This is a genomic window from Mycobacterium ahvazicum (genome assembly GCF_900176255.2).
GTDB lineage: Bacteria > Actinomycetota > Actinomycetes > Mycobacteriales > Mycobacteriaceae > Mycobacterium > Mycobacterium ahvazicum.
Genome location: NZ_FXEG02000002.1, coordinates 1,934,264 through 1,955,891, shown reverse-complemented (window position 1 = coordinate 1,955,891; position 21,628 = coordinate 1,934,264). Strand labels below are relative to the sequence as shown.

The 21,628-nt window shown below is 67.6% G+C and carries 21 protein-coding genes and 1 riboswitch; of the genes, 7 read left to right on the top strand and 14 right to left on the bottom strand.

The window, feature by feature from the left end; all coding sequences use genetic code 11:
* Positions 1-45: 45 nt before the first annotated feature.
* The 4 genes from MAAFP003_RS11440 to MAAFP003_RS11425 form a co-directional block, all read right to left on the bottom strand.
* Positions 46-477 carry a type II toxin-antitoxin system Rv0910 family toxin gene (locus tag MAAFP003_RS11440; protein WP_096286992.1) on the bottom strand — a complete coding sequence of 144 codons (432 nt, stop codon included), beginning with the start codon at positions 475-477 and terminating at the stop codon, positions 46-48.
* A gap of 14 nt (positions 478-491) precedes the next feature.
* Positions 492-1,562: an IS110 family RNA-guided transposase gene (locus MAAFP003_RS11435; protein WP_207768508.1), complete on the bottom strand. Its 1,071-nt coding sequence runs from the start codon at positions 1,560-1,562 to the stop codon at positions 492-494.
* Positions 1,563-1,873: 311 nt separating this feature from the next.
* Positions 1,874-2,677 (bottom strand): SDR family NAD(P)-dependent oxidoreductase, encoded by an 804-nt coding sequence (locus tag MAAFP003_RS11430; protein WP_096286991.1) that lies wholly within the window; start codon positions 2,675-2,677, stop codon positions 1,874-1,876.
* A gap of 4 nt (positions 2,678-2,681) precedes the next feature.
* Positions 2,682-3,698, bottom strand: a complete 1,017-nt coding sequence (locus MAAFP003_RS11425) for an SDR family NAD(P)-dependent oxidoreductase (RefSeq protein ID WP_096286989.1) — start codon at positions 3,696-3,698, stop codon at positions 2,682-2,684.
* Between the two features lie 223 nt (positions 3,699-3,921).
* On the opposite strand from MAAFP003_RS11425, the gene MAAFP003_RS11420 reads away from it, so the two are divergent.
* From MAAFP003_RS11420 to MAAFP003_RS11405, 4 genes are all read left to right on the top strand, one after another.
* Entirely contained in the window at positions 3,922-4,332 is a 411-nt protein-coding gene (locus tag MAAFP003_RS11420) for a group I truncated hemoglobin (RefSeq protein ID WP_096286987.1), read from the top strand.
* A gap of 80 nt (positions 4,333-4,412) precedes the next feature.
* On the top strand, positions 4,413-5,036 hold the full coding sequence (locus MAAFP003_RS11415) for a lysozyme inhibitor LprI family protein (protein ID WP_096286985.1): 624 nt from the start codon (positions 4,413-4,415) through the stop codon (positions 5,034-5,036).
* A gap of 18 nt (positions 5,037-5,054) precedes the next feature.
* Positions 5,055-5,819, top strand: a complete 765-nt coding sequence (locus MAAFP003_RS11410; RefSeq protein ID WP_096286983.1) for a class I SAM-dependent methyltransferase — start codon at positions 5,055-5,057, stop codon at positions 5,817-5,819.
* A gap of 7 nt (positions 5,820-5,826) precedes the next feature.
* Positions 5,827-6,585, top strand: coding sequence for a methyltransferase domain-containing protein (locus MAAFP003_RS11405; protein ID WP_096286981.1), 759 nt, complete (start codon positions 5,827-5,829; stop codon positions 6,583-6,585).
* Here MAAFP003_RS11405 and MAAFP003_RS11400 read toward each other — a convergent pair whose 3' ends face one another.
* Positions 6,586-7,512 carry an RluA family pseudouridine synthase gene (locus MAAFP003_RS11400; RefSeq protein ID WP_096286979.1) on the bottom strand — a complete coding sequence of 309 codons (927 nt, stop codon included), beginning with the start codon at positions 7,510-7,512 and terminating at the stop codon, positions 6,586-6,588.
* Positions 7,509-8,111: a signal peptidase II gene (gene lspA, locus MAAFP003_RS11395; protein WP_096286977.1), complete on the bottom strand. Its 603-nt coding sequence runs from the start codon at positions 8,109-8,111 to the stop codon at positions 7,509-7,511. The genes MAAFP003_RS11400 and lspA overlap by 4 nt, the downstream gene beginning before the upstream one ends.
* Before the next feature lie 75 nt (positions 8,112-8,186).
* Here lspA and MAAFP003_RS11390 point away from each other — a divergent pair, with 75 nt between their 5' ends.
* The gene (locus MAAFP003_RS11390) at positions 8,187-9,113 is read left to right on the top strand and encodes an asparaginase (protein ID WP_096286975.1); all 927 of its coding nucleotides are present in this window, start codon (positions 8,187-8,189) and stop codon (positions 9,111-9,113) included.
* Here the strand turns inward: MAAFP003_RS11390 and MAAFP003_RS11385 are convergent.
* Complete coding sequence (locus MAAFP003_RS11385) at positions 9,078-10,493, bottom strand: DNA polymerase IV (protein WP_096286973.1); 1,416 nt, start codon at positions 10,491-10,493, stop codon at positions 9,078-9,080. The genes MAAFP003_RS11390 and MAAFP003_RS11385 overlap by 36 nt on opposite strands.
* A 40-nt stretch (positions 10,494-10,533) precedes the next feature.
* Here MAAFP003_RS11385 and MAAFP003_RS11380 point away from each other — a divergent pair, with 40 nt between their 5' ends.
* Entirely contained in the window at positions 10,534-11,106 is a 573-nt protein-coding gene (locus MAAFP003_RS11380) for a class I SAM-dependent methyltransferase (protein ID WP_096286971.1), read from the top strand.
* Here MAAFP003_RS11380 and MAAFP003_RS11375 read toward each other — a convergent pair.
* Positions 11,095-12,045, bottom strand: coding sequence for an NAD-dependent epimerase/dehydratase family protein (locus tag MAAFP003_RS11375; protein WP_096286969.1), 951 nt, complete (start codon positions 12,043-12,045; stop codon positions 11,095-11,097). The genes MAAFP003_RS11380 and MAAFP003_RS11375 overlap by 12 nt on opposite strands.
* A gap of 162 nt (positions 12,046-12,207) precedes the next feature.
* On the opposite strand from MAAFP003_RS11375, the gene MAAFP003_RS11370 reads away from it, so the two are divergent.
* Complete coding sequence (locus MAAFP003_RS11370; protein ID WP_096286967.1) at positions 12,208-13,218, top strand: hypothetical protein; 1,011 nt, start codon at positions 12,208-12,210, stop codon at positions 13,216-13,218.
* Here the strand turns inward: MAAFP003_RS11370 and MAAFP003_RS11365 are convergent.
* The 6 genes from MAAFP003_RS11365 to MAAFP003_RS11340 all read right to left on the bottom strand — a co-directional run bounded on the left by MAAFP003_RS11365 (position 13,208) and on the right by MAAFP003_RS11340 (position 21,535).
* The gene (locus MAAFP003_RS11365) at positions 13,208-14,428 is read right to left on the bottom strand and encodes a peptidoglycan DD-metalloendopeptidase family protein (protein ID WP_096291066.1); all 1,221 of its coding nucleotides are present in this window, start codon (positions 14,426-14,428) and stop codon (positions 13,208-13,210) included. The genes MAAFP003_RS11370 and MAAFP003_RS11365 overlap by 11 nt on opposite strands.
* 150 nt (positions 14,429-14,578) lie before the next feature.
* Positions 14,579-15,439: a DUF559 domain-containing protein gene (locus MAAFP003_RS11360; RefSeq protein ID WP_096286965.1), complete on the bottom strand. Its 861-nt coding sequence runs from the start codon at positions 15,437-15,439 to the stop codon at positions 14,579-14,581.
* A gap of 95 nt (positions 15,440-15,534) precedes the next feature.
* Positions 15,535-18,666 carry an isoleucine--tRNA ligase gene (gene ileS / locus MAAFP003_RS11355; protein WP_096291065.1) on the bottom strand — a complete coding sequence of 1,044 codons (3,132 nt, stop codon included), beginning with the start codon at positions 18,664-18,666 and terminating at the stop codon, positions 15,535-15,537.
* A 282-nt stretch (positions 18,667-18,948) separates the two neighbouring features.
* A complete protein-coding gene (locus tag MAAFP003_RS11350) occupies positions 18,949-19,188 on the bottom strand; it encodes an Rv1535 family protein (RefSeq protein ID WP_096286963.1) in 240 nt (79 codons plus the stop codon).
* 277 nt (positions 19,189-19,465) lie between these two features.
* Positions 19,466-19,635: riboswitch (M-box (ykoK) riboswitch) on the bottom strand.
* A gap of 170 nt (positions 19,636-19,805) precedes the next feature.
* Positions 19,806-20,930: an NAD(P)H-dependent flavin oxidoreductase gene (locus MAAFP003_RS11345; protein WP_096286961.1), complete on the bottom strand. Its 1,125-nt coding sequence runs from the start codon at positions 20,928-20,930 to the stop codon at positions 19,806-19,808.
* A 35-nt stretch (positions 20,931-20,965) separates the two neighbouring features.
* Positions 20,966-21,535: a carboxymuconolactone decarboxylase family protein gene (locus MAAFP003_RS11340; RefSeq protein WP_096286959.1), complete on the bottom strand. Its 570-nt coding sequence runs from the start codon at positions 21,533-21,535 to the stop codon at positions 20,966-20,968.
* Positions 21,536-21,628: the final 93 nt, after the last annotated feature.

Sequence of the window (21,628 nt, the reverse complement as noted above, 5' to 3'; positions counted from 1 at the left end):
CCACCGACACCGGTTCGGCGTGTCGCGGCGTGTGTCTTGTCCGGTTTATCCGTACAGCTCGACGAAGTTCTTCAATGACTTCTCGACATCGCCCTTGACGGCTCGCGCCGCCGCCGATCCGACTGGGCCGAACAAAGCCCGACCGCCCAGCTCCAGGCGCACACCGAGGGCCGATCCGTCGCCGGTGGACCGCACGGTCAGGGTGACGCCGTATTTGGTGCCGCCCTTACCCGAACCCGACATCGCGACCTCATGCGGCGGGTCCCACCTGGTCACCGTCCAGGTCACACGGTTGCGCATGCCCTTGGCGCGGGCCACGCCGATGATCTGGGTGCCTTCGGCGATCTCGTCGGGCAGCTCGCTGCGCCACCCCTCGTGCATCGTCAGCCAGTCCCCCAGGTCCGACAGGTCCGAGACGTGATCCCACATGTCCTGCGGGGTCATCGGGACGTCGGCGGTCAGCTCCACAGCGGCCATGAGTTTCTCCTATGTCAAGCCGCTGCCGGTTGGCAAGGCTTTGTTCGGATGTTGTGGTCGGTGTGGAGGTGATGGAAGACCACTCTGGCGAGGCGGCGTTTGAGGCAGCGCAGGGCCTCGGTGCTGGAGTCGCCAGCGGCCAGACGGCTGCGGTAGTAGGCCTGTCCCAGGCCGTCGAGACGGATCTGGGTGACCGCGATGCGGTGCAGAGCGGCGTTGAGTTGGCGGTTGCCGGTGCGGGTCATCCGGACCCGGCCGACGGTGTTGCCTGACCACACCGGGATAGGCGCCACGCCGGTGTGCCGGGCGAACGCCGCTTCGCTTTTGAAGCGGGCGACCCCGGCGGTTTCGCCGATGATCTTGGCGGCGGTGAGCTCGCCGCAGCCGGGCATGGCGAGCAACGCCGGAGCGATCGCGCGGACACGCTCGCCGATCCGTTTCGCCAAAGCATTGATGGCCTCGGTGAGTCGGGTGATGTCGGCCAACTCCTCGCGGGCCAACTCGGCCACCAGACCGGGCTGGGCGGCCAACCAATCACCGAGCATCCTGCGGTGCTTGGCCAGATCCAGCGACGCCGGTTTCGGCGCCTGGCCAGGATCTAATTCGTGCACTCTCCACAACAACCGGTTGATCGTCGAAGTGCGTTGCCCCACAAGGTCTTCACGCCGATCCACCAGCAGCTTCAACTCCCGCGACAGTTCATCGTGGGAAGCCACCGGAAGATCGGGCTCACGCAGGTAGGCCCGCGCGACGGCCAACGCGTCAATCGGCTCAGACTTGCCCCGCGTACGAGCCGAGGCCCGGGTCTGGGCCATCAACTTCGACGGGACTCGTACCACCTTCTGATCGGCGGACAACAAATCGCGCTCTAAACGCGCTGACAAGTGTCGGCAATCCTCAATCGCCCACACCAGCTCGACACCGAACTGAGTGCGAGCCCATCGGATCGCCTGGTGATGACCTACCGTAGTGGCCTCGACGACCTTCTCGCCGATTTTGCGGCCCACCTGATCCACGGCGACAAACGTATGCGTGCGCTTGTGGACATCGGCTCCAACAACAACCATGGAGGTTGCCTCCTTCACTGTGAGGTGACGGTTGGGCCGGTCGGCGGACACATCTCAGTGGGGGCGATGCCACGCTCCTATCAAGTCACGCCGGCCGGTCCTTCACACCTGATGCCGACAAAACGCATGAACGCCAACCCGAAGGCGGCAACGAGCCTACGAGCCAAACACCAGGCGATCAGGATCCAACCACCGCAACAAGCGGCAACCTCACCCTGACACTGACCGGAGCCTAACGCCCGCGGACGCCACGCTGGCGTGACGCTCGGCGCTCAACGCCACGCAGGCGTGACGCTCACAAGCGGGAGGTGCCCCAGCTCGACGCACGCTCAGTGGCTGGGGCCGCCGCGGAATCGGTTGCCGATCCGGATCGCCGGCAGCAGCAAGCTGCGCGGCGTGTACCGGCCGCCATTGCTGACGACCTTGGGCACGACGCCGGGCACGACGGTGCGCTTGCCGGCCAGCATCCCGTCGATCGCCGCCTCCGCGACCTCGGCCGGCGAGACCTGCGCCAGGGGCACGCTGAACCGCTTGGCGTTGGCGATCTCGGCCCACTCGGTGGGTACCGGGCCCGGGCACAGCGCGGTGACCGACACCCCCGTCCCGTGCAGCTCTTCGTGGACGGCTTCCGAGAAGGTCTGCACGAAGGCCTTCGTCGCCGAGTACACCGCCATGTAGGGCAGCGGCTGAAACGCGGCGATCGACGCGATATTCATCACCGCTCCGGCGCCACGCTCGACCATGCCGGGCAGCGCCGCGTGGGTGAGTTCCATCAACGTCAGCGCATTGAGGGTGACCTCTTCACTCTCACGTTCGACCGGCAACTCGTGAAACACCCCGCTGGTGCCGAACCCGGCGCTGTTGCACAGCCCCGCGATCGGTTCGCTGTGCAGCCGGCCGGCCAATTTCGCGCGCCCTTTACTCTCACTGAGGTCCAACGGCATCACCTCGACCGCGACCGAATTGTCTTCTCCCACTTCGTTGGCGAGTTCGTCGAGACGCTCGCGCCGCCGCGCGACGAGCAACAGTGGGAAGCCGCGGCGGCCCAGGCCACGAGCCAGTTCGGCGCCGATCCCGGAGGAGGCGCCGGTGATCACAACGGTCGTCTGGTTGCCGGCTTTGGGAAGGCTCATCGCGTCACCAGTGGATTCCGCGCGTGGCTTGCAAGAACGTTTCGCTGCGTCTGTTTAATTGCGCTGCACTGGTTGAGGTTTCGTCTCCCTTAGCCGCGGTGGAGTCGTCGAACATGCCGAACGCCCGGTTGCGCACGCGATCCATCACCGCCGGGTTGACGGCGTCCGCGACGGCGGCGAATTGCCCGAACGGTGAGCTGGCCCGCCGCGGCCGGTGCACGATCGCGTCGGTGATCACCCCGGCCGCCTGGTCCGGCGTCAGCGCGGGGAATTTGTCGTACATCTTGGTCGGGCTGATCATCGGGGTTCGCACCAGCGCCATGTGCACCGTGGTGAAGTGCACGCCGTCGTTGACGACTTCGGCCTGCAGTGCGTCGCAGAGACTGTCCAGCGCGGCCTTACTGGCGATGTAGGCGCCGAACCGCGGTGCGCGGGTCTGCACACCGACGGACGAGACGTTGATGATGTGCCCGAAACCACGCTCGCGCATCCCGGGGATGAACTTCAGGATGAGCTGGACCGCGCCCAGGTAGTTCAGCTGCATCGTCCGCTGATAGTCGTGAATCCGGTCGTAGGACAGTGCCAGCGAGCGCCGAATCGACCGGCCTGCGTTGTTGATCAGGATGTCCACTCCCCCAAGCTCATTGAGCACTTTGTCGGCCATCGTGGCGATGGCGTCCATGTCCGAGAGATCACAGGGGTAGACGTGGGCGACGCCGCCGCCGCTTCGAATTTCAGCGGCGACCTTCTCCAGCTTCTCCGGCGTGCGGGCCACCAGCACCACCGCCCCGCCAGCCTCGGCGATTTTCTTCGCGGCGGCCTCCCCGATGCCCGAGGAGCCGCCGGTGATCAGGACGGTCTTGCCGTCGACGGCGTCGCCGAGGCTGTGGCCCTGCACCGCGTCGAGCAGATTCCGCAGATAGAACGGTCGATATCGCCCGGCCGAGTTCGGGGTGTTGATGATGTTGGAGACCACCGCGAATGGCTTTTCCACCAAGTTCGTCAAGTCACCAAGGTTCATCGGTTGTCGCTCCTCAGGGCGGATGGTGTGACGTGGGTCATACTGCCAACCTAGGGCATGGCGCGGCGGCGACGAACAGATGACCGTCATCTGAACGAGGCGAACCGTCTCACCCGGCGGCCGACGATGCGGCCACCCGCCGGCAATCGGCTTGTTACGTCGGGCAATCCGAGCGTGATCGCGGACTAACTGAGGGGCAACGCCGAGGTGGTCCGCTGGTTACATGAAACTCTTGGCAACGTTCCACAAACCGGAGCCGACAACCATCTACGACCGGATCGGCGGGCACGAGGCGCTCGAAGTCGTCGTAGAGGACTTCTACGTTCGGGTGCTCGCCGATAATCAACTGTCCGGCTTCTTCACCGGAACGAATATGAACCGCCTCAAAGGCAAGCAGGTGGAGTTCTTCGCGGCCGCACTCGGCGCGCACGAGGTCTACACCGGCGCCCCGATGAAGCAAGTGCATCAAGGGCGCGGCATCACGATGCACCACTTCAGCCTGGTGGCCGGGCATTTGGCCGACGCGCTGGCCGCGGCCGGAGTCTCGCCGACGACGGTGACGGAGATCCTGAGCGTCATCGCACCCCTTGCACCCGAGATCGCATCGAGTGAAGCCGGTACCGCCAAGCTCTAAGCCCGTGCAGCGCCTATGAATTTGGCGGCGCGCGGGCGTGTCGCGCCCGGGGATCGCGGCGCAGCCGGTAGTCAGCACATATGAGGACGATCGCAGTCATCGCAGCGGCATTGACGGTGTGCGCGTGCAGCTCCCCGAGTGCCCCGCCGTCGGGTTCGGGGATGCCGACCGTCACCAGCAAGGCGCCGGCGTCGGTGGCGGTCGACTGCGGCAAACCCGTGAACGCCGTGCAGCAGCTGGTCTGTAGTGACCCACACCTGACCGATCTCGACCACCGCCTGCAGACCGCCTACCAGCAAGCGCTTGCCCGCACGGGCGCCGATCCCGCCGCGCTGGCGGAGGCCCAAACCGGCTGGACGACGGCCCGCGACGACTGTGCCCGCAACGCCGATGTCCACACCTGCGTGCTGGAGGCCTACCAGACCCGGCTCGTCCAGTTGGCGATCGCCGACCCCGCCACGGCGGCTCCGCCGGTCATCACCTACCACTGCCCCGCCGACGCCGGCCCGCTGACCGCCCAGTTCTACAACCAGTTCGACCCGCACACCGCGGTGCTCAACTGGAAAGGCACCCAACAGATCCTGTTCCTGCTGCCGTCCGGCAGCGGGGCGAGGTACGGCCGGCAGGGCTCCGAATACTGGGAGCATCAGGGCGAGGTGACGATTGACTTCAACGGCACCAAGTTCGTCTGCACCACGCCTTGATGCACCACAATGCCTAGCGTGGGCCGCACATTCGAAGATCTCGTCGCAGAAGCCGATTCGGTATCCGTCGACGGCTGGGATTTCTCGTGGCTGGACGGCCGTGCCACCGAGGAACGCCCATCCTGGGGCTATCAACAGCTGATCAGCCGCCACTTCGCGGACGTGTCGTCCGCCGTGGATCTGCAGACCGGTGGCGGCGAAGTCCTGGCCGGCGCCGGGCCATTCCCGCCCACCATGGCGGCCGTCGAGTCCTGGCCACCGAACATCCCGCTGGCGACCAAGCTCCTGCACCCACGCGGCGTGGTCGTGGTGGGCACGCCCGACGAGTCGGTCCTGCCGTTCGCCGACGAGGCCTTCGACCTGGTCACCAGCCGGCACCCGCACACGCTGTTCTGGCCCGAGATCGCCCGCGTGTTGCGGCCCGGCGGCACCTACCTGGCTCAACACATCGGACCCGCGACGGTGTCCGAGCTGATCGAGCACTTCATCGGGCCACCGGCCGAAGGGACGGATCCGCGACACCCGGACAACGAAAGCGCGGCGGCGCGGGCAGCCGGGCTGGAGATCGTCAGGATGCGCCCGGAGCGACTCCGACAGGAGTACTTCGACATCGGCGCGGTGGTCTACATCCTGCGCAAGGTGATCTGGTGGGTACCGGACTTCACCGTCGAGCGTTACCGCGATCGGCTGCGCGAGCTGCACGAGCGCATCGAATCCGACGGCCCGTTCGTCGCGCACGCGACGCGGGTTCTCGTCGAGGCGCGCAAGCCGGCTGGCAGCTGAGCCCGGCATGCGACGGTCGTTCGACGAGCTGATGGCCGAGGCCCTCGCGGCGCCCGTCGTCGGCTGGGACTTCTCCTGGCTGGACGGCAGGGCCACCGAGCAGCGCCCGTCCTGGGGATACCAGCGGCAGCTGGGCGCCCGGCTCGCCACGGTGTCGGCAGCCCTGGACATCTACACCGGGGGCGGCGAGGTGCTCGACGGAGTCCCGTCGTTCCCGCCGACGATGGCGGCCACCGAGTCGTGGCCGCCCAACGCCGCACTGGCCACCCGGAGATTGGGTCCGCGTGGCGTGGTGGTCATCCGGACCCGCGACGAGCCCCCGCTGCCGTTCGCCGCCGAGGCCTTCGACCTGGTGACCAGCCGGCATCCAATTACCGTGTGGTGGAGCGAGATTGCCCGCATGCTGCGCCCCGGTGGCACCTACTTCGCGCAGCACCCCGGCCCGGCGACGGTGTGCGAGCTGGTCGAGTCCGTGATGGGGCCGCACCCCGAGCTGGGTGCTCACCTGCAGCCGGCCGTGCAGCGCGCCGACGCACAGGCCGCCGGGCTGCAGATCGTGGACCTGCGCATGGAGAAGCTGCGCGCGGAGTTCTTCGACATCGGCGCGGTGGTGTACTTCTTGCGCAAGCTGATTTGGACCGTGCCGGACTTCACCGTCGAGCCCTACTACGGGCGACTGCGTGCCCTGCACGACATCATCGAGGCGGACGGCCGGTTCGTCACGCACCCGACGCGGGTACTGGTCGAGGCCCGCAAGCCCGGCTGATCAGCCCTCGCCGCGCAGCACGTTTAACGCGTGCTGCAGGTCGGCCGGATACGGGCTGACGAATTCCACCCACCGCCCGTCGGCCGGATGGGCGAACCCCAGCGACCGGGCGTGTAGCCATTGACGTTCCAGGCCAAGCCTTTTCGCGAGCTTCGGGTCGGCGCCGTAGACCAGGTCGCCGCAGCACGGATGATGCAACGCGGCGAAATGCACCCGAATCTGGTGGGTGCGACCGGTTTCCAGGTGCACGTCGAGCAGACTGGCGGCGACGAAGGCTTCGACGGTGTCGTAGTGGGTGACGCTGTGCCGGCCGTTCTGGGTGACCGCGAACTTCCACTCCCCGCCGCGATGCCGTCCGATGGGCGCGTCGATGGTCCCGCTGGACGGGTCCGGATGTCCTTGCACCAGAGCGTGATAGCGCTTGTCGACGGTGCGCTGTTTGAACGCCCGCTTGAGCAGGGTGTAGGCCCGTTCGGAGATCGCGACCACCATCACCCCGGAGGTGCCCACGTCGAGGCGGTGCACGATGCCCTGCCGCTCGTGCACACCCGACGTGGTGATCCGGTAACCGGCGGCGGCCAAGCCTCCGAGCACCGTCGGCCCGCTCCAGCCGACCGAGGCGTGCGCGGCCACCGCCGCCGGCTTGTCGACGACGACGATGTCGTCGTCGGAGTACAGGATGGCCATGCCCTCGATCTCGACGGGCGTGTTCTCCGGCGGCGCCGGCGCCTCGGGCAGCCGCACCTCCAGCCAGGCACCGGGCGTCAGGCGATCGGACTTGCCCGCCTGCACGCCGTCGAGTTCGACCCCGCCGTCCTCGGCGATGGCCGCCACCGCGCTGCGGGACAACCCCAACAGCCGCGATAGCCCGGCATCGACCCGCATGCCCCCCAATCCCTCCGGAACCGGCATCGAGCGGTTGGTCATTTGGCTGGGTCGGGCTTGCGACGACCTACCGAGTCGAAATCGAATCCGAACACCGAGAGCACGACCAACAGGAACGCGCCGCCGACCACGGCCGGGTCCGCGACGTTGAACACCGGCCACCAGCCGATCGACAAAAAGTCGACGACGTGGCCCCGAAGCGGCCCGGGAGCGCGGAAGAAGCGATCGACCAGGTTGCCGGTGGCGCCGCCGAGAATCATGCCGAGGCCCACCGCCCACCAGGGCGATACCAGCCGCCGGCCCATCCAGAAAATGCCGATCACCACGCCGGTGGCGATCAGGGTCAACACCCAGGTGTAGCCGGTCGCCATCGAGAACGCCGCCCCCGAGTTACGCACCAACGTCCAGGTCACCGTGTCGCCGATGATCGACACCGGTTGCCCCGGCGGCAGCAGCCGCACGGCGAGCACCTTGGTCACGATGTCGAGAGCCAGCACCACGGCAGCGACCGACAGCAGCAGCCGCAGCCGCCTCGGAGCGGACCGCGGCGCGGGGGCGTCGGGTTCGGCCACTTCGCCGGACGTCGCAGCCTCCCCGGCTGACGTCACCGGCTCGGCCGATCCTGTTGGTTCTTCGGGCACCTCCCCATCATCCCCTAGCACCCGGCCTGGTTGGGTGCGGCCTCGCCGCCCCGGCGCGTGCGGAATGATTCGGCTATGGGGCCCATCACCGTCATCACCACCGGCGGCACGATTTCGACCAGCACCGGCGCCGACGGCGTGCGCCGTCCCAGCCGCAGCGGTTCCGACCTCACCGCCGGCCTCGACGTCGACGTCGTCGACTTGATGGCGGTGGACAGTTCGGAGCTGACGACGGCCGACTGGGACCGGATCGGCGATGCGGTGCGGGCCGCAGTCGACGGCGGCGCGCAGGGCGTGGTCGTCGCGCACGGCACCGACACCATGGAGGAGAGCGCGTTGTGGCTCGACCTCACCTATGCGGGCAGTCCGCCGGTCGTCCTGACCGGCGCGATGCGCAGCGCCGACGCCCCGGACTCCGACGGGCCCGCCAACCTGCGCGACGCCGTGGCGGTGGCGGCCAGCCCGGCCGCGCGCGGCCTCGGAGTGCTGGTGTCCTTCGCCGGGCGGGTGCTACAGCCGCTGGGCATGCACAAGGTGGCCACCCAGGACCTGAGCGGCTTCGCCGGCGAGCTGGTCGGCACGACGCCGGGCGGCGTGGCACTCAACGGCGCGAAAATCCGTCCCCACCTCGGGGAGCTGGGGGCCACCGACGCGCCGCGGGTCGACATTGTCGCGGCCTACCTGGGCAGCGACTCGGTGGCGCTGGACGCCTTCGTGGCGGCCGGAGCGCGGGCCGTCGTGCTGGAGGCGCTGGGCTCGGGCAATGCCGGGGCCGCGGTGGTCGACGGCGTGCGGCGGCACTGCGCGAACGGGATCGTCGTCGGGGTGTCCACCCGGGTCCCCGGCGGCGGGGTCAGCGCGGGCTACGGCCCCGGCCACGACCTGGTCGAAGCCGGCGCCGTGATGGTGCCGCGGTTGCGGCCGCCGCAGGCCCGGGTGCTGCTGATGGCCGCGCTGGCCGCGCAGTCACCGGCCGGCGACGTCATCGCCCGCTGGGGCTGAGGCCTGCGCGGTGTCCTCGGTGCGCAGCTCGCCGAGATAGTCACGCCAGTCCAGCGAATCGATCGGGTTGGCGCCGACGAGATCGGCGGTATCGGCGGGAAACGTCCGGGCCTGGCCCGGGCCGCTGCCCCGCGTTTCGAACCGCACGGTGACGACGCCATGGCCGGCGCCCTGCACCCAGCCGTGCCCGAATTCGCGGTGCTCGACGTCGAGGCCCACCCGCCACGGCGAGGCCCCGGGGGCGGCGGGTGCGAACATCACGTCGGTCGCGGTTTCGACAGAATGCTGCGCCTCCGGTTCCGGCGCCGCGAGCTCGAGGTCCGGGAACAGCGACTCCTGGCGCACGTCGCTCAACCCCGAAAAACCAACGCCGAGTAGACGAATCGGCCCGATCTCGCGCGGATCGAGCAGCAATCGCCGGGCCAGCGCGACCAGCGCGCCGGCCTCCGTCGTCGCGTACGGCAAGGTCGCCGACCGGGTCAGCGTGCTCATGTCCGACTTCTTCAGCTTCACCGTGACGGTCCGGGCGCCGCGACCGTCGCGCAGCAGCCGCTGATGCGCATGCTCGGCGATCGGAGCGATCGCGTCGTGCAACTGCTCGAGACTGGTCAGGTCGACGGCGAAGGTGGATTCGGCGCTGATCTGCTTGGCTTCGGCACGCTCGGCAACGGGTCGATCGTCGACGCCGCGGGCCAGCCGGTGTAGCGCCAGGCCGACCGTCGCGCCCAGGATGTTGGCCACCTCGGCGTCGGTCAGTGCGGCCAGCTGCCCGATCGTCTCGATGCCCAGCCGATTCAGCTTCTCCTCGGCGACCGGGCCGATTCCCCAGAGCCGCCGCACCGGCAGACTGTCGAGCAGCAACCGTTCCTCGGCGCGCCCGACCACCCGGATGCCGTCGGGTTTGGCCAGCCCGGAGGCGATCTTGGCGATCTGCTTGCCCGAGCCGGCGCCCACCGACGCGATCAGCCCGGTCTCGTCGCGTACGCGTCGTCGCAACCCCTCGCAGAACTCCTCGACGTCCTGCGCGGACGCCCCGGCGAGCTGCGGCGGCTCCCCGAACGCCTCGTCGAAGGACAGCTGCTCGACGACGGGCACCACGGCCCGCACGACGTCGAACACCCGCCGGCTGGCGACCCCGTACACCACCCCGCGCGGCGGCAGCACCACCGCGGTCACGCCGACCATGCGGCGGGCCTGGTGCATCGGCATCGCCGAGCGCGCCCCGAACACCCGCGCCTCGTAACTCGCCCCGGCCACCACGCCGCGGCCGCCCAGACCGCCGACCAGCACCGGCCGACCGCGCAGCGTCGGGCGGGTGAGCTGCTCGACGGAGGCGAAGAACGCGTCCATGTCCAGGTGCAGGACCCAACGCGACTCCATCCGATAAATGCTATTGCGCTACTCGGCTAACGTTTTCCACATGGCCATGAACCTCGCGCACCGACGGATCTGCAGCTCGGACCGCTGGGCTAAAGCGGTCGAAGACGACCTGCTGCCCTGGGCGCTGGCCGACGTAGACCTGGGCGACAACACCCTCGAGATCGGGCCCGGCTACGGCGCCATCCTGAAGGTGCTGGTCGACAGGACGCGCAAGCTCACCTCGGTGGAGATCGACACCCCGATGGCGCAGCGACTGCAGCGCCTCTACGGCGACCGGGCGCGCATCATCAACGGCGACGCCACCAACACCGGGTTGCCCGCCGACGAGTTCAGCTCCGTGGTGTCGTTCACGATGCTGCACCACGTCCCTACCGTCGAACTGCAGGACAAGTTGTTCGCCGAGGCTTTCCGGGTGCTGCGCCCCGGCGGTGTCTTCGCCGGCAGCGACAGCGTGAATTCGCTGCGGTTCCGGATCCTGCACTTCCGCGACATCTGCAACACCGTCTCGCCCGACACGTTGCCGGATCGCTTGCGCGCGGCGGGATTCGGCGACGTCGAGGTCGAGGTCCGCGGTGGCAGGCTGCGCTGGCGCGCCGTCAAACTAGCCGGTTAGTTGCGGGGGCTGCTCTTTCGCCCACGCGATGTAGCGGTCTATGCCTGCCCAGATGTCGACCTTCGGTGCGAACCCGATGCGCTGCGCCAGGGCGATGCTGGCGGGGAACCGGCTCACCTCGCCCGGTCGCGCGGGTCCGTTGACCACCCGGGCGTCGAACTTCGCGGCGATGTATTCGGCGATGTCGCGCACCCGGGTATTCGTGCCACTGGCGAAGTTGATCGCCCGGCCCTGCAGATCTGGGGTGTCGAGCACCAGTAGGTAGGCGTCCACGACATCGCTGACGTGGAGGTAGTCCCGGGTCGCGCAGCCGTCGCCGAAGACGGTGAGCTCCTGGCCGGCGATGGCGCGGCGCACCAGGATCGGAATCAGCGCGCCGAAGGCTCCGCTTTTCTGTCGCTCACCAAAGATGTTGAACGGTCGAACAATAGCGATGTCCATGCCGTAGGAGCGGAAGTACGAGTAACACAGCCGGTCGGCGGCGGCTTTCGACGCGGCGTACGGGCTGTTCGGTCTCGGCTCGGCCGTTTCGTCGAGTAGGGCATCCGGGGCGAGGCTGTGACCGTCTCCGTACACCTCACACGTCGAGGCGAAGATGACTCGTGACCCGTATTCGCGTGCGGCCTCGAGAATGTGATGCGTGCCCATCACATTGGTCTCGAGAAAGCTTCTCGGATCATCAAGTGACTTGTCCACGTTGACATTTGCCGCCAGGTGGAAAATCACGTCGTGGTCGCGCGCCGTTTTGCGGACCAACTCCCAATCGGTCACGGAGCCGAATACGACGTCCGCCGATTCGTTCATCTGGAAGGTACGAAGATTTCCCTTGGCGGCAATGGAAAACGTGTTGAGCACGGTCACGTGGTGTCCCATGGCGAGCAGCGCCTCGGACAGATGACTGCCCTGGAAGCCCGCCCCGCCAGTTACCAGAATTCGCACTACTTTCCGCTCTCCCGTCATATGCGTGTTGTGGCGCATCCTAGCCACTGCGCGGGCCGGATTTGTCGCTAATGCAAATTCCGTGAAGTGCGCGGTGGGTGCTGCGGATTGGCGGTACGTTGTGAATCGCCCAACGAGCGCCCAGCTTTCGAAGGGAGCCACATGTGTTCGTCACATGCCGGGTCTGCCGCGATCGACACCGGCGAGCTCGAGCAGCAGGTCGCGTCGTGGTGTGCCCACCCCGCGCTGGCGGAGCTCGTCGGGGTGTTCGGCGGTGTCATCCCCGACGGACTGAGCCTGAGCGACCGGCTGGCGTTCCTCGACGAGTTCAGCGAGGCGTGGGACTATCGGGGCCGGGCCCGCGCAGCCGCCGCGGAACGGCTCAGTAGCCAGGATGCCGCAGGCGCGGCCCGGTGGCTGATCCCCCGATTAACCCTGCCCGCCGCGCAGCTGGAGAGGATCGAGGCGGCGACGGCCGCGTTGGGCATGACGGGCGAAACCGCGCCTGGGGGAACGGATTTCGATCACATCCTAGTGATCGGCGGGGCGCGCTACACCAACCTGCTGCGCGCCCGGTATGCGCGCGAGATCGCCACCGGCCGGCGCGTCGGCCACGTGGTGCTGGCCGCCGCGTCCCGGCCGGTGCTCGACTCCGAACAGGACGCGATCGACGCGTGCGCGCCGGGTGCCCGCACCGAATTCGAGCTGATGACCTACGGCGCGGCCGACGCGTTCGGGCTCGACACCCGCGAGCTGATGGAGCATCTGCGCGGGCGGGTCGGTAAGCCGCAAGGCGACGAGACGGTGTGGCGCTTCGCACCGCAGAGCAACAAACTCCGCGTGCCGATCACGCTGCTCGAGACCCCGTCGCCGGACCCGGACCGTCGCCGGGCGAACTCGTCGGACACCTACACCTTCGCCGCTCGGACGCTGGGCATGAGCGGCTCGTCATGTCTGATGGTGACCGGCCAACCGGTAGGCCACTATCTGCACTTCGAAGCACTGCGATCGTTGGCGGTGCCGTTCGGAATACGGGTGGAATCAGCAAGTTTCGGCGTCGAGCGCTACAACCGGCTCGGCGAGTTGGACGAGCAGCATCCTGCCAAGGTGCTGCAGGAGGTCCGCTCGGCGATCCGGTCCGCCCGCGGATTGGTCGACGAGCTCAGCCGGTAATGGTGCACGGCGAGGACGCCGGGAAGGTCCCCGACACCGGTCGCGGGCGCCCCGCCGGAGGCCACGGCTGCAGCCCCAGGTTGGCCAGATAGCGCACCGGACTGGTGTGCTCGCCGCCGACGCGAACCTCGAAATGCAAGAAGCCGTCCAGGGATTGGGTTTCTGGGCCCAGCGCGCCGATCCGTGCGCCCGCGGCCACCTGGTCGTCGACCGCGAGCCGGCTCTCGTCGCCCGGGCGGAACACGTAGACGGTGTCGAGGTCGCGACACGAGACGGTCACCGACCGAAGCCCGCTGGCCGCGAGATCGTGCACGGCCGAGACGGTTCCCGATGTGACCGCGTGGATCGGGGTGCCGGGATCCGCGGCGAAGTCGACGCCGGGATGAAACGTCGCGGCCCGGCGACCGTAGCCGGAACCGAGCGCCAGGCTGTCGCGGTCGATGGGTAGGCGGGTGCCCGGCTCGGCCGGGTCGAAGTCGCCGCGCACCCGGCGCTGGTAGTCGGCCTTGAGCAGGTCGATCTCCTCGTAGGCGTAGCCGAACAGCAGGGCGCGGTCGTAGGGCACGCCGTAGTTCATCTCCGAGTCCGGATCGATCTTGCGGTAGTGCTCGACCTTGCCGATCCGTTCGGCCAGGGTTGCCCACCCGGTGTGGTGCAGCCGGATCTCGTTTACCAGGCCGATACGGCCGTGCTCGGTGATGTTGGCGGGCCAGTGCGGATTGTGAATCAGCCGGGTTCCGGCCCGCAGCCCGGGGCGCCAGCGCCAGAACGGCCCGCGCACCGATTCCGCCGTTCCCATCACCGGGATCATGTCCGGATAATCCGGGTCGTTCCAGGCCGGGATCATCGGGCACATCAGCGCCGCGACGTCGTCCGGCGTGCCCGCCAGCACCTCGCGGATGTCGACGTCGGCCTCGACGATTTGGTCGGAGTCGATCATCACGATCCAATCCGGCCGGCAGAAATCGGCCATCCGGTACAGCAGTTCCAGGCCGGGCGGTTCGGGGATCAGCCACGGCGTTCGTGGCAGGTCGGAGCGGGCCCGCACCAGGTTGGTCACCGCGGGGTGCCGCCGCAGGATCTCGGCGCTGTCGTCGGTGCTGCGGTCGTCGATCGCGTAGATGTCGTCGCACCAGCCGGCCAGCGCGTCCAGGACCCGAGGCAAGACGTCGGCGCCGTTGTGCACCCGGAACACACCCAGAATCCGCAACGACGCCTCCATGTGATGGTTTCCGTAACCGGACGCTACCCGAATCGCTTGCTGACAGTAGGCTCGGCAGCCGCAGCCTTACTTTCTCCGCGAGAGTGCAACTAGGGTCGCTCGCTCTCGAGAGATGTGTTCCCAGTTGCACTCTCGCGGTCACAAGGGGCACCCCACGGCCAGCAACGCACGCCGGGCTCGGTCGACGACGACATCCGGGCGGTGCCGCAGCAGGTCGGCGCTGACCCGCACCAGCCGCCATCCCCTTCGCTCCAGTTCCGCGGTGCGGTCGATGTCGTTGGCGCGGATGCGCGAGTCCGTCCAATGCTGGGCTCCGTCGTATTCCACGCCGACGAGCCATTCCTCCCAACCCATATCGATGCGGGCCAACATTGCACCCCACATGTTTCGCACCACGATCTGGGTCTGCGGCCGGGGCAGGCCCCCGCGAATCAACGCAAGTCTGGTTCTCGTCTCTTGCGGCGATTCCGCGCCCGCGTCGATAAGCGGCAGCACACGCCGCAACTGCTTCATCCCCCGCGCACCGCGGTGGGTATCGATCAAGGGGTACACCTCGGCGGCCGTGACGCCCGTGGCTCGTGCCAGTGAATCGATCCGGATGACCGCGGCATCAAACCCGGGCCGCCGGCCGAGGTCAAACGCGGTGCGGGCAGCCGATGTCACCGGCACGCCACCGATGCACACGCTCTCGCCAGCAAGCAGTGTCTCGTTGTGCACGACAATCAGCGGCGGTGGCCGCTTGCGATCGGTGATCAGTTCGGCCGGCGAGTGCGGGTCGACCCATTCCGCGCCGTGCAGCGCTGACGCTGAAAGTCCCGCAACTACGGCCTTCTTTCCCGACCAGAGCCACGCGGCGACCGCCCGGTCTCGCGCCGTCAGCTGGCCGCCGCGTCGCTGGTAGACGTCGCGGTAGACCCGGGTGCAGGAACGCCGCAAATCACGCCTCGTCCAGGTGCCCGCGCGGACCGCCTCGCTCCCGACAAACGGTGTCGCACTCACGACCGCAGCCTGCCACCGCCATCCGACAAGGCCGCGAGAGTGCAACTGAGGACGGCCCTTCCCGAGAAACGCGTACCCAGTCGCACTTTCGCGGTTCACGCCTTGGCGATCTCGACCCGTACGCCGTCGCCGATCTCCGCCGCCTCCACGGGATCACCGAATTCGAAGCTGGTGGCCAGGATTTCACCCGCGATCAGGTCGCGGTGAGCGCGCGCCCAGTCGGCCCGCTCGGCGGGCACCGCCATCACCACACGGATGCGGTCGGAGACGTCCAGGCCGGTCGACTTGCGCAACTCCTGCAGCTCGCGGATCCGGTCCTTGGCCCAGCCTTCGGCCTCCAGCTCCGGGGTCACCGCGCCGTCCAGCACCACCAGACCCGCTCCCCCGGGCAGCGCCGCGGTGAACTCCGGGTCGGCGGCCACCAGCCGCGAGCTGTACTCCTCGGGCTGCAGCACCGCGGGGCCGGCGGTCAGGGTGCCGTCGGGGTTGACGACGCCCTCGCCGGCCTTGACCGCTTTGATCGCGGCCTGCACATCCTTGCCCAGCCGCGGCCCGGCCACCCGGGCGTTGACGGTGAGCTCGAAGCGGCCGTAGGTGTCGATCGCGTCGGTCAGTTCCACCTTCTTGACGTTGAGCTCGTCGGCGATCAGGTCGGTGAACGGCATCAGCTGTTGCGGATCCTCCACTGCCACAGTCAGTTTCGGCAGCGGTAGCCGCACCCGCAACTTCTTGGCCTTGCGCAACGACGACCCCACCGAGCACACGTCGCGCACCTGATCCATCGCGGCCACCAGATCCGTGCCAGAAGGCACCACGCCAGGCTCGGGCCAGTCGGTGAGGTGCACCGAACGCGCGCCGGTCAGCCCCCGCCAGATGATCTCGGTAGTCAGCGGCAGCAGCGGCGCGGCCAGCCGGGTGACCACTTCCAGCACGGTGTGCAGCGTGTCGATCGCGTCCCCGTCTTCCTCCCAGAACCGCGAACGTGACCGTCGCACATACCAATTCGTCAGCGCCTCAGTGAACTGGCGCAGTTGCTCGCAGGCCCCGGAGATGTCGCAGATTTCCAGCGAATCGGTGAGCTCGTCACGCAGCACGGCGAGCTTGGCCAGGATGTAACGGTCCAGCACGTGCGCCGAATCGGTACGCCAGGTACCGACTTTCGGCGCGTACAGGGCCAAGAAGCTGTAGGCGTTCCACAGCGGCAGCAAAACCTGGCGCACGCCCTCGCGGATGCCCTGCTCGGTGACGATCAGATTGCCGCCGCGCAGGATCGGTGAGGCCATCAGGAACCAGCGCATCGCGTCGGAGCCGTCGCGGTCGAACACCTCGCTGACGTCCGGGTAGTTGCGCAGCGACTTGCTCATCTTCTGCCCGTCGGAGCCGAGCACAATCCCGTGAGCCACACAGGTTTTGAAGGCAGGCCGGTCGAACAGTGCGGTGGCCAGCACATGCAGCGTGTAGAACCAGCCGCGGGTCTGCCCGATGTACTCCACGATGAAGTCACCGGGGTAATGGGTGTCGAACCAATCCGCGTTCTCGAACGGGAAGTGCACCTGGGCGTACGGCATCGATCCCGAATCGAACCACACGTCGAGCACGTCGGGGATGCGCCGCATCGTGCTGTTACCGGTGGGGTCGTCGGGGTTGGGCCGGGTGAGCTCGTCGATGTAGGGCCGATGCAAATTGGTGGGCCGCACCCCGAAGTCACGCTCCAGTTCGTCGAGGCTGCCGTACACGTCGATGCGCGGGTAGGCCGGATCGTCGGATTTCCATACCGGAATCGGGCTGCCCCAGTAGCGGTTTCGCGAGATCGACCAGTCGCGCGCGCCCTGCAGCCACTTGCCGAATTGGCCGTCCTTGACGTGTTCGGGGTACCAGGTGATCTGCTGGTTGAGTTCCACCATGCGATCCCGGAATTCGGTGACCGCGATGAACCACGACGAAACCGCACGGTAGATCAGCGGATTGCGGCATCGCCAGCAGTGCGGGTAGGGATGCTCATAGGTCTCGTGACGGATCAGTACCGGCTGGTTCACCGCCGCCGGACCGCTCTGGTTCTTCAGGTCGCGGATGATGTGCGGGTTGGCGTCAAAGACGTGCTGCCCCTGGTACTCCGGGACCGTGGCGTCGAATCGACCCTTGGAGTCGACCGGGGTGACCGGCACGATGCCCACCTTGTCGGTGGTCGCCATGTCGTCCTCACCGTAGGCCGGTGCCATGTGCACGATCCCGGTGCCGTCGTCGGTGGTGACGAAGTCGCCCGGCAGCACCTGAAATGCCTTCACCCTGTCCATGAAATACGGGAACGGTGGCAGGTAGCGGATCCCCAGCAGATCGGCGCCCAAATAGCTGCCGAGTATCTCGGGCTCTTCACCCAACTCGCGGGCGTAGGCCGCAACGCGCGCCTCGGCCAGGACGAACCGCCGGTCCCCGACCTTGGCCTGGACGTAGGTCACCTCCGGATTGACGGCAACGGCCAGGTTGGACGGCAACGTCCACGGCGTGGTCGTCCACACCAGCAGGTAGGCGCCTTCCAGATTCACCTTGCTGTCGACTACCCGGAACCCCACCGTCACGGCCGGGTCCTGGCGACTCTGATAGACGTCGTCGTCCATCCGCAACTCGTGGTTGGACAACGGGGTTTCGTCGCGCCAGCAGTACGGCAGCACCCGGTAGCCCTCATAGGCCAGGCCCTTGTCCCACAGCTGTTTGAACGCCCAGATCACCGACTCCATGTAGGGCAGGTCGAGCGTCTTGTAGTCGTTGTCGAAGTCGACCCAGCGGGCCTGGCGGGTGACGTAGGCCTGCCATTCGCCGGTGTAGCGCAACACCGATTCCCGGCAGGCCTCGTTGAAGGCGGCGATGCCCATGTCGTCGATTTGGGACTTGTCGGTGATGCCCAGCTGGCGTTCGACTTCGAGTTCGGCGGGCAGCCCGTGGGTGTCCCAGCCGAAACGGCGGTCCACCTTGTAGCCACGCATGGTGCGGTAGCGCGGGACGATGTCTTTCACGTATCCGGTCAGCAGGTGCCCATAGTGGGGCAGGCCATTGGCGAACGGCGGCCCGTCGTAGAACACGTACTCTTGCGCGCCCTCGCGGTTTGCGAGGCTGGCCCGGAAAGTGTCGTCGCGGGTCCAGTAGTCCAGAACCTCGAGTTCCAGCGCCGGGAAGTCCGGGGCTCCCCCGGCCAGCTTGGGATAAGCCCTGGCGTCAGCGTTTTCGGTCACGGTGCGCGTCGTCTCCTGCGTGCCTACGGTCAGGCCGGGGACGAGGTCGCGCAACCTGCGCGAGCACCGCGGTACCACCCCGCTTGCCGTGCTGGCGCACGGCCGCTCGATTCAGGCTGTGACGGGCCTACCCGTTCGGGTCTACTGGGCCGTGCGGGCTGTTCTTCCGAAAGCTCCCCGGTGATAGCCGGATCGATGCGCACCCACTCTACCGCGAGACTGCAACTGCCTACTCAAACGCCGAGTAAAGCTCTACGCAGCTGCAGTCTCGCGGTAGGGATCTCAGGCAGTGATCTCAATGAACCCGACGCGCCACAGCGCCGCGTAGAGGTGGCGGACGGGGACGCTCAGCAGGCGGGCGGCACCGGCCACCAGCGGGTCGCCGGCGCCGAAGTATCCGGTGTCGGCCGGACGGGCGGCCTTCGTGGGCACGGGGGCCTGCGTGGGCGTGGTGTCGCGCACGACGCGCAGGTTGCGGACGGGCGCTACGGCAACTACTTCGTCGAAGAGTACTGCGGTCATGATCGTCTCCTAACGGAATTGCAAACGGGTTCTGACTGGACTGATGTGTCCCGACCCGTCAGGGTTCCGATCCGAGAACGCTTGAGCGCTAAGTCGATTCGCTAGCTCGAGGCGTCGGGCCGGAGGTCGGATTGGGACGGAGCTTGTCCTGGATATCCATCCGGACTGCCACTGGAACTCATACGTCCCTCACCTCCTCTACAGCCACGACGCGTGCGGTTACCCGCGCCTATTTGCGCGCACCAGAAGGAGTTCAGAATCCGGCGACCGCCGGAAATCCGCACCCCTCTCGTCAGAGCTTTGGCACCACACGACGTGTCCGGAACTCCGGAAGCCACTTGGACTCAACCCTTAAGCCGGGAGGAGCTGTCCTGACCCGGGGCGTCTTTCGACGTTCGGGGTCAGTGGCCTGTGTTCGTGTAGCCGCCTCACCTAACGAGGTGCTGCCGTAAATACTCCACGAGGTATCCGGCCCGGTCAATGTGATCTGAGCCGTGTCGCGCAACTTTATGGGTTTATTACGCCGCTTCACAGCTTTCGATCAGTTTTGACACCCCTGAGCTGGCTAAACACCTCGCTGTGGCATGGTTCACACCCAGCTGAACGGGCCCCGACAGTCAGTTCTCAGCTAAGTCTTCCAGCCGCCCGATGGTGTCGACGAACTCCTCGATCATGTCGAGCACGACCGCACGGGTCGGCCGGACCCGGTCGAGCGAACCGACCACCTGGCCGACGAAATAGGTTGCCAGCTCCCGTGCCTTCGCACCGGGATGGGCCGCCGCTTGGTTGATGCGCAGCTGCGGTTCGGTGACGAGGTTGGTCTGCAGCGGCATGCCGAGCGGAGCAGGGTTGTCGGGCCGCTCCCACTCGTCGGTCCAAGCCGTTCGCAGCATCCGCGCCGGCTTGCCCGTCATCGACCGCGACCGCACGGTGTCCGAGGAACTGGCGGCCAGGAACTTCTCCTTGACCACCGGGTCGGTCTCGGCTTCCTCGGTGGTCAGCCAGACCGAGCCGCACCACACGCCCTCGGCGCCCAGGGCCAGGGCCGCCGCGATCTGGCGCCCGCGGGCGATCCCGCCCGCCGCCAGGACCGGGACCGGCGCGACCGCGTCGACGACTTCGGGAACCAGGACCATGGTTGCCACCTCGCCGGTGTGGCCACCGGCTTCGGTGCCTTGCGCGACGATCAGGTCGACGCCGGCCGCGGCATGCCGTCGCGCGTGTGCGGTGGTGCCGGCCAGCGCGGCCACCAGCACGTTGCGGCTGTGCGCGCGTTCGACGAGGTCGTCCGGGGGCGGCCCGAGCGCACTGGCGATCAACCGAATGTCGTGCGCGAAGGCCACTTCCAGCAATGGCTCGTAACCCTTGGGCGAGACGTTGAGACCCCCGACCGATGCCCGCGGCGGTTCGGGCGGAGCCGTGATGCCGTACCGGGCGAGCAAGTCTTCGACAAAAGCACGATGCTCCTCGGGGAGCAACTCCCTGACCTGCTTCGCGTCGATGCCGCCCTTTTCGGCACCGACGTATTTGGGCGGCAACAACAGGTCGACCCCGTAGGGCTTGCCGCCGGTCTGCTCCTCGATCCAGGCCAGTTCGCTCTGCAGCCGTTTCGGGCTGTGTGCGACGGCGCCCAGGACTCCGAATCCGCCCGCGTTGGTGACCGCGGCGACGACGTCGCGGCAGTGGCTGAAAGCACAAATCGGGAACTCCACACCGAGCATCTCGGCGACTCTGGTCCGCATTCCTCGACGCTATGAGTTATCGCCTGGCATGGCAATCAACTCGCCGGAGCACGCCCGTCCGGCGGCCAGCCCACCACGCCATCCTCCAAGGGCACCTCGAGGCTCTGCAGAATCGACGAGATCATCCGCCACGCGCTGATCGCGGTGACGAGCTCGACGAGAGTCGTTCTGTCGCCGTGCAATTCGCGCTCGCAAGCCGCCCAGCTGTCGGCGCCGACCGCGCCGTCGCGCACCACGTCGTCGGTGGCCGCCAGCACCGCGCGCTCGCAGGACCCGAAGCCCTCGTGCTGTTGCCAATCGCGCACACCCAGCAGGTCCTCGGTCGTGACACCCAACCGGGTCGCGACGCGCCAGTGCTGCGTCCATTCGTATTCGCACGCGGTGAGCCAACCGATCCGCATGATCACCAGCTCCCGCAGCCGCGCGTCGAGCGAACCGTGCCACAGCATCGTCGCGAGCAGATCATTGACCGCGCGCGCCAGCTGCGGATGGTTCAGCAACACCTGGAAGATGCTGAGCTCGGCCATGTAATCGGGTACCGCCGCCTCGTCGGCGGCGGCCTTGGCCTCGCCGAGCGGCAGTCCGGGCACACGGGCTGTCGTCATTGGGCACTCCGATCAACTGGCGGAACGTCTTAATCGTAGTCACGGGCAACCGGGGCCGGGCACAGATAGACACGTGTTGAACAACAGGCGGTC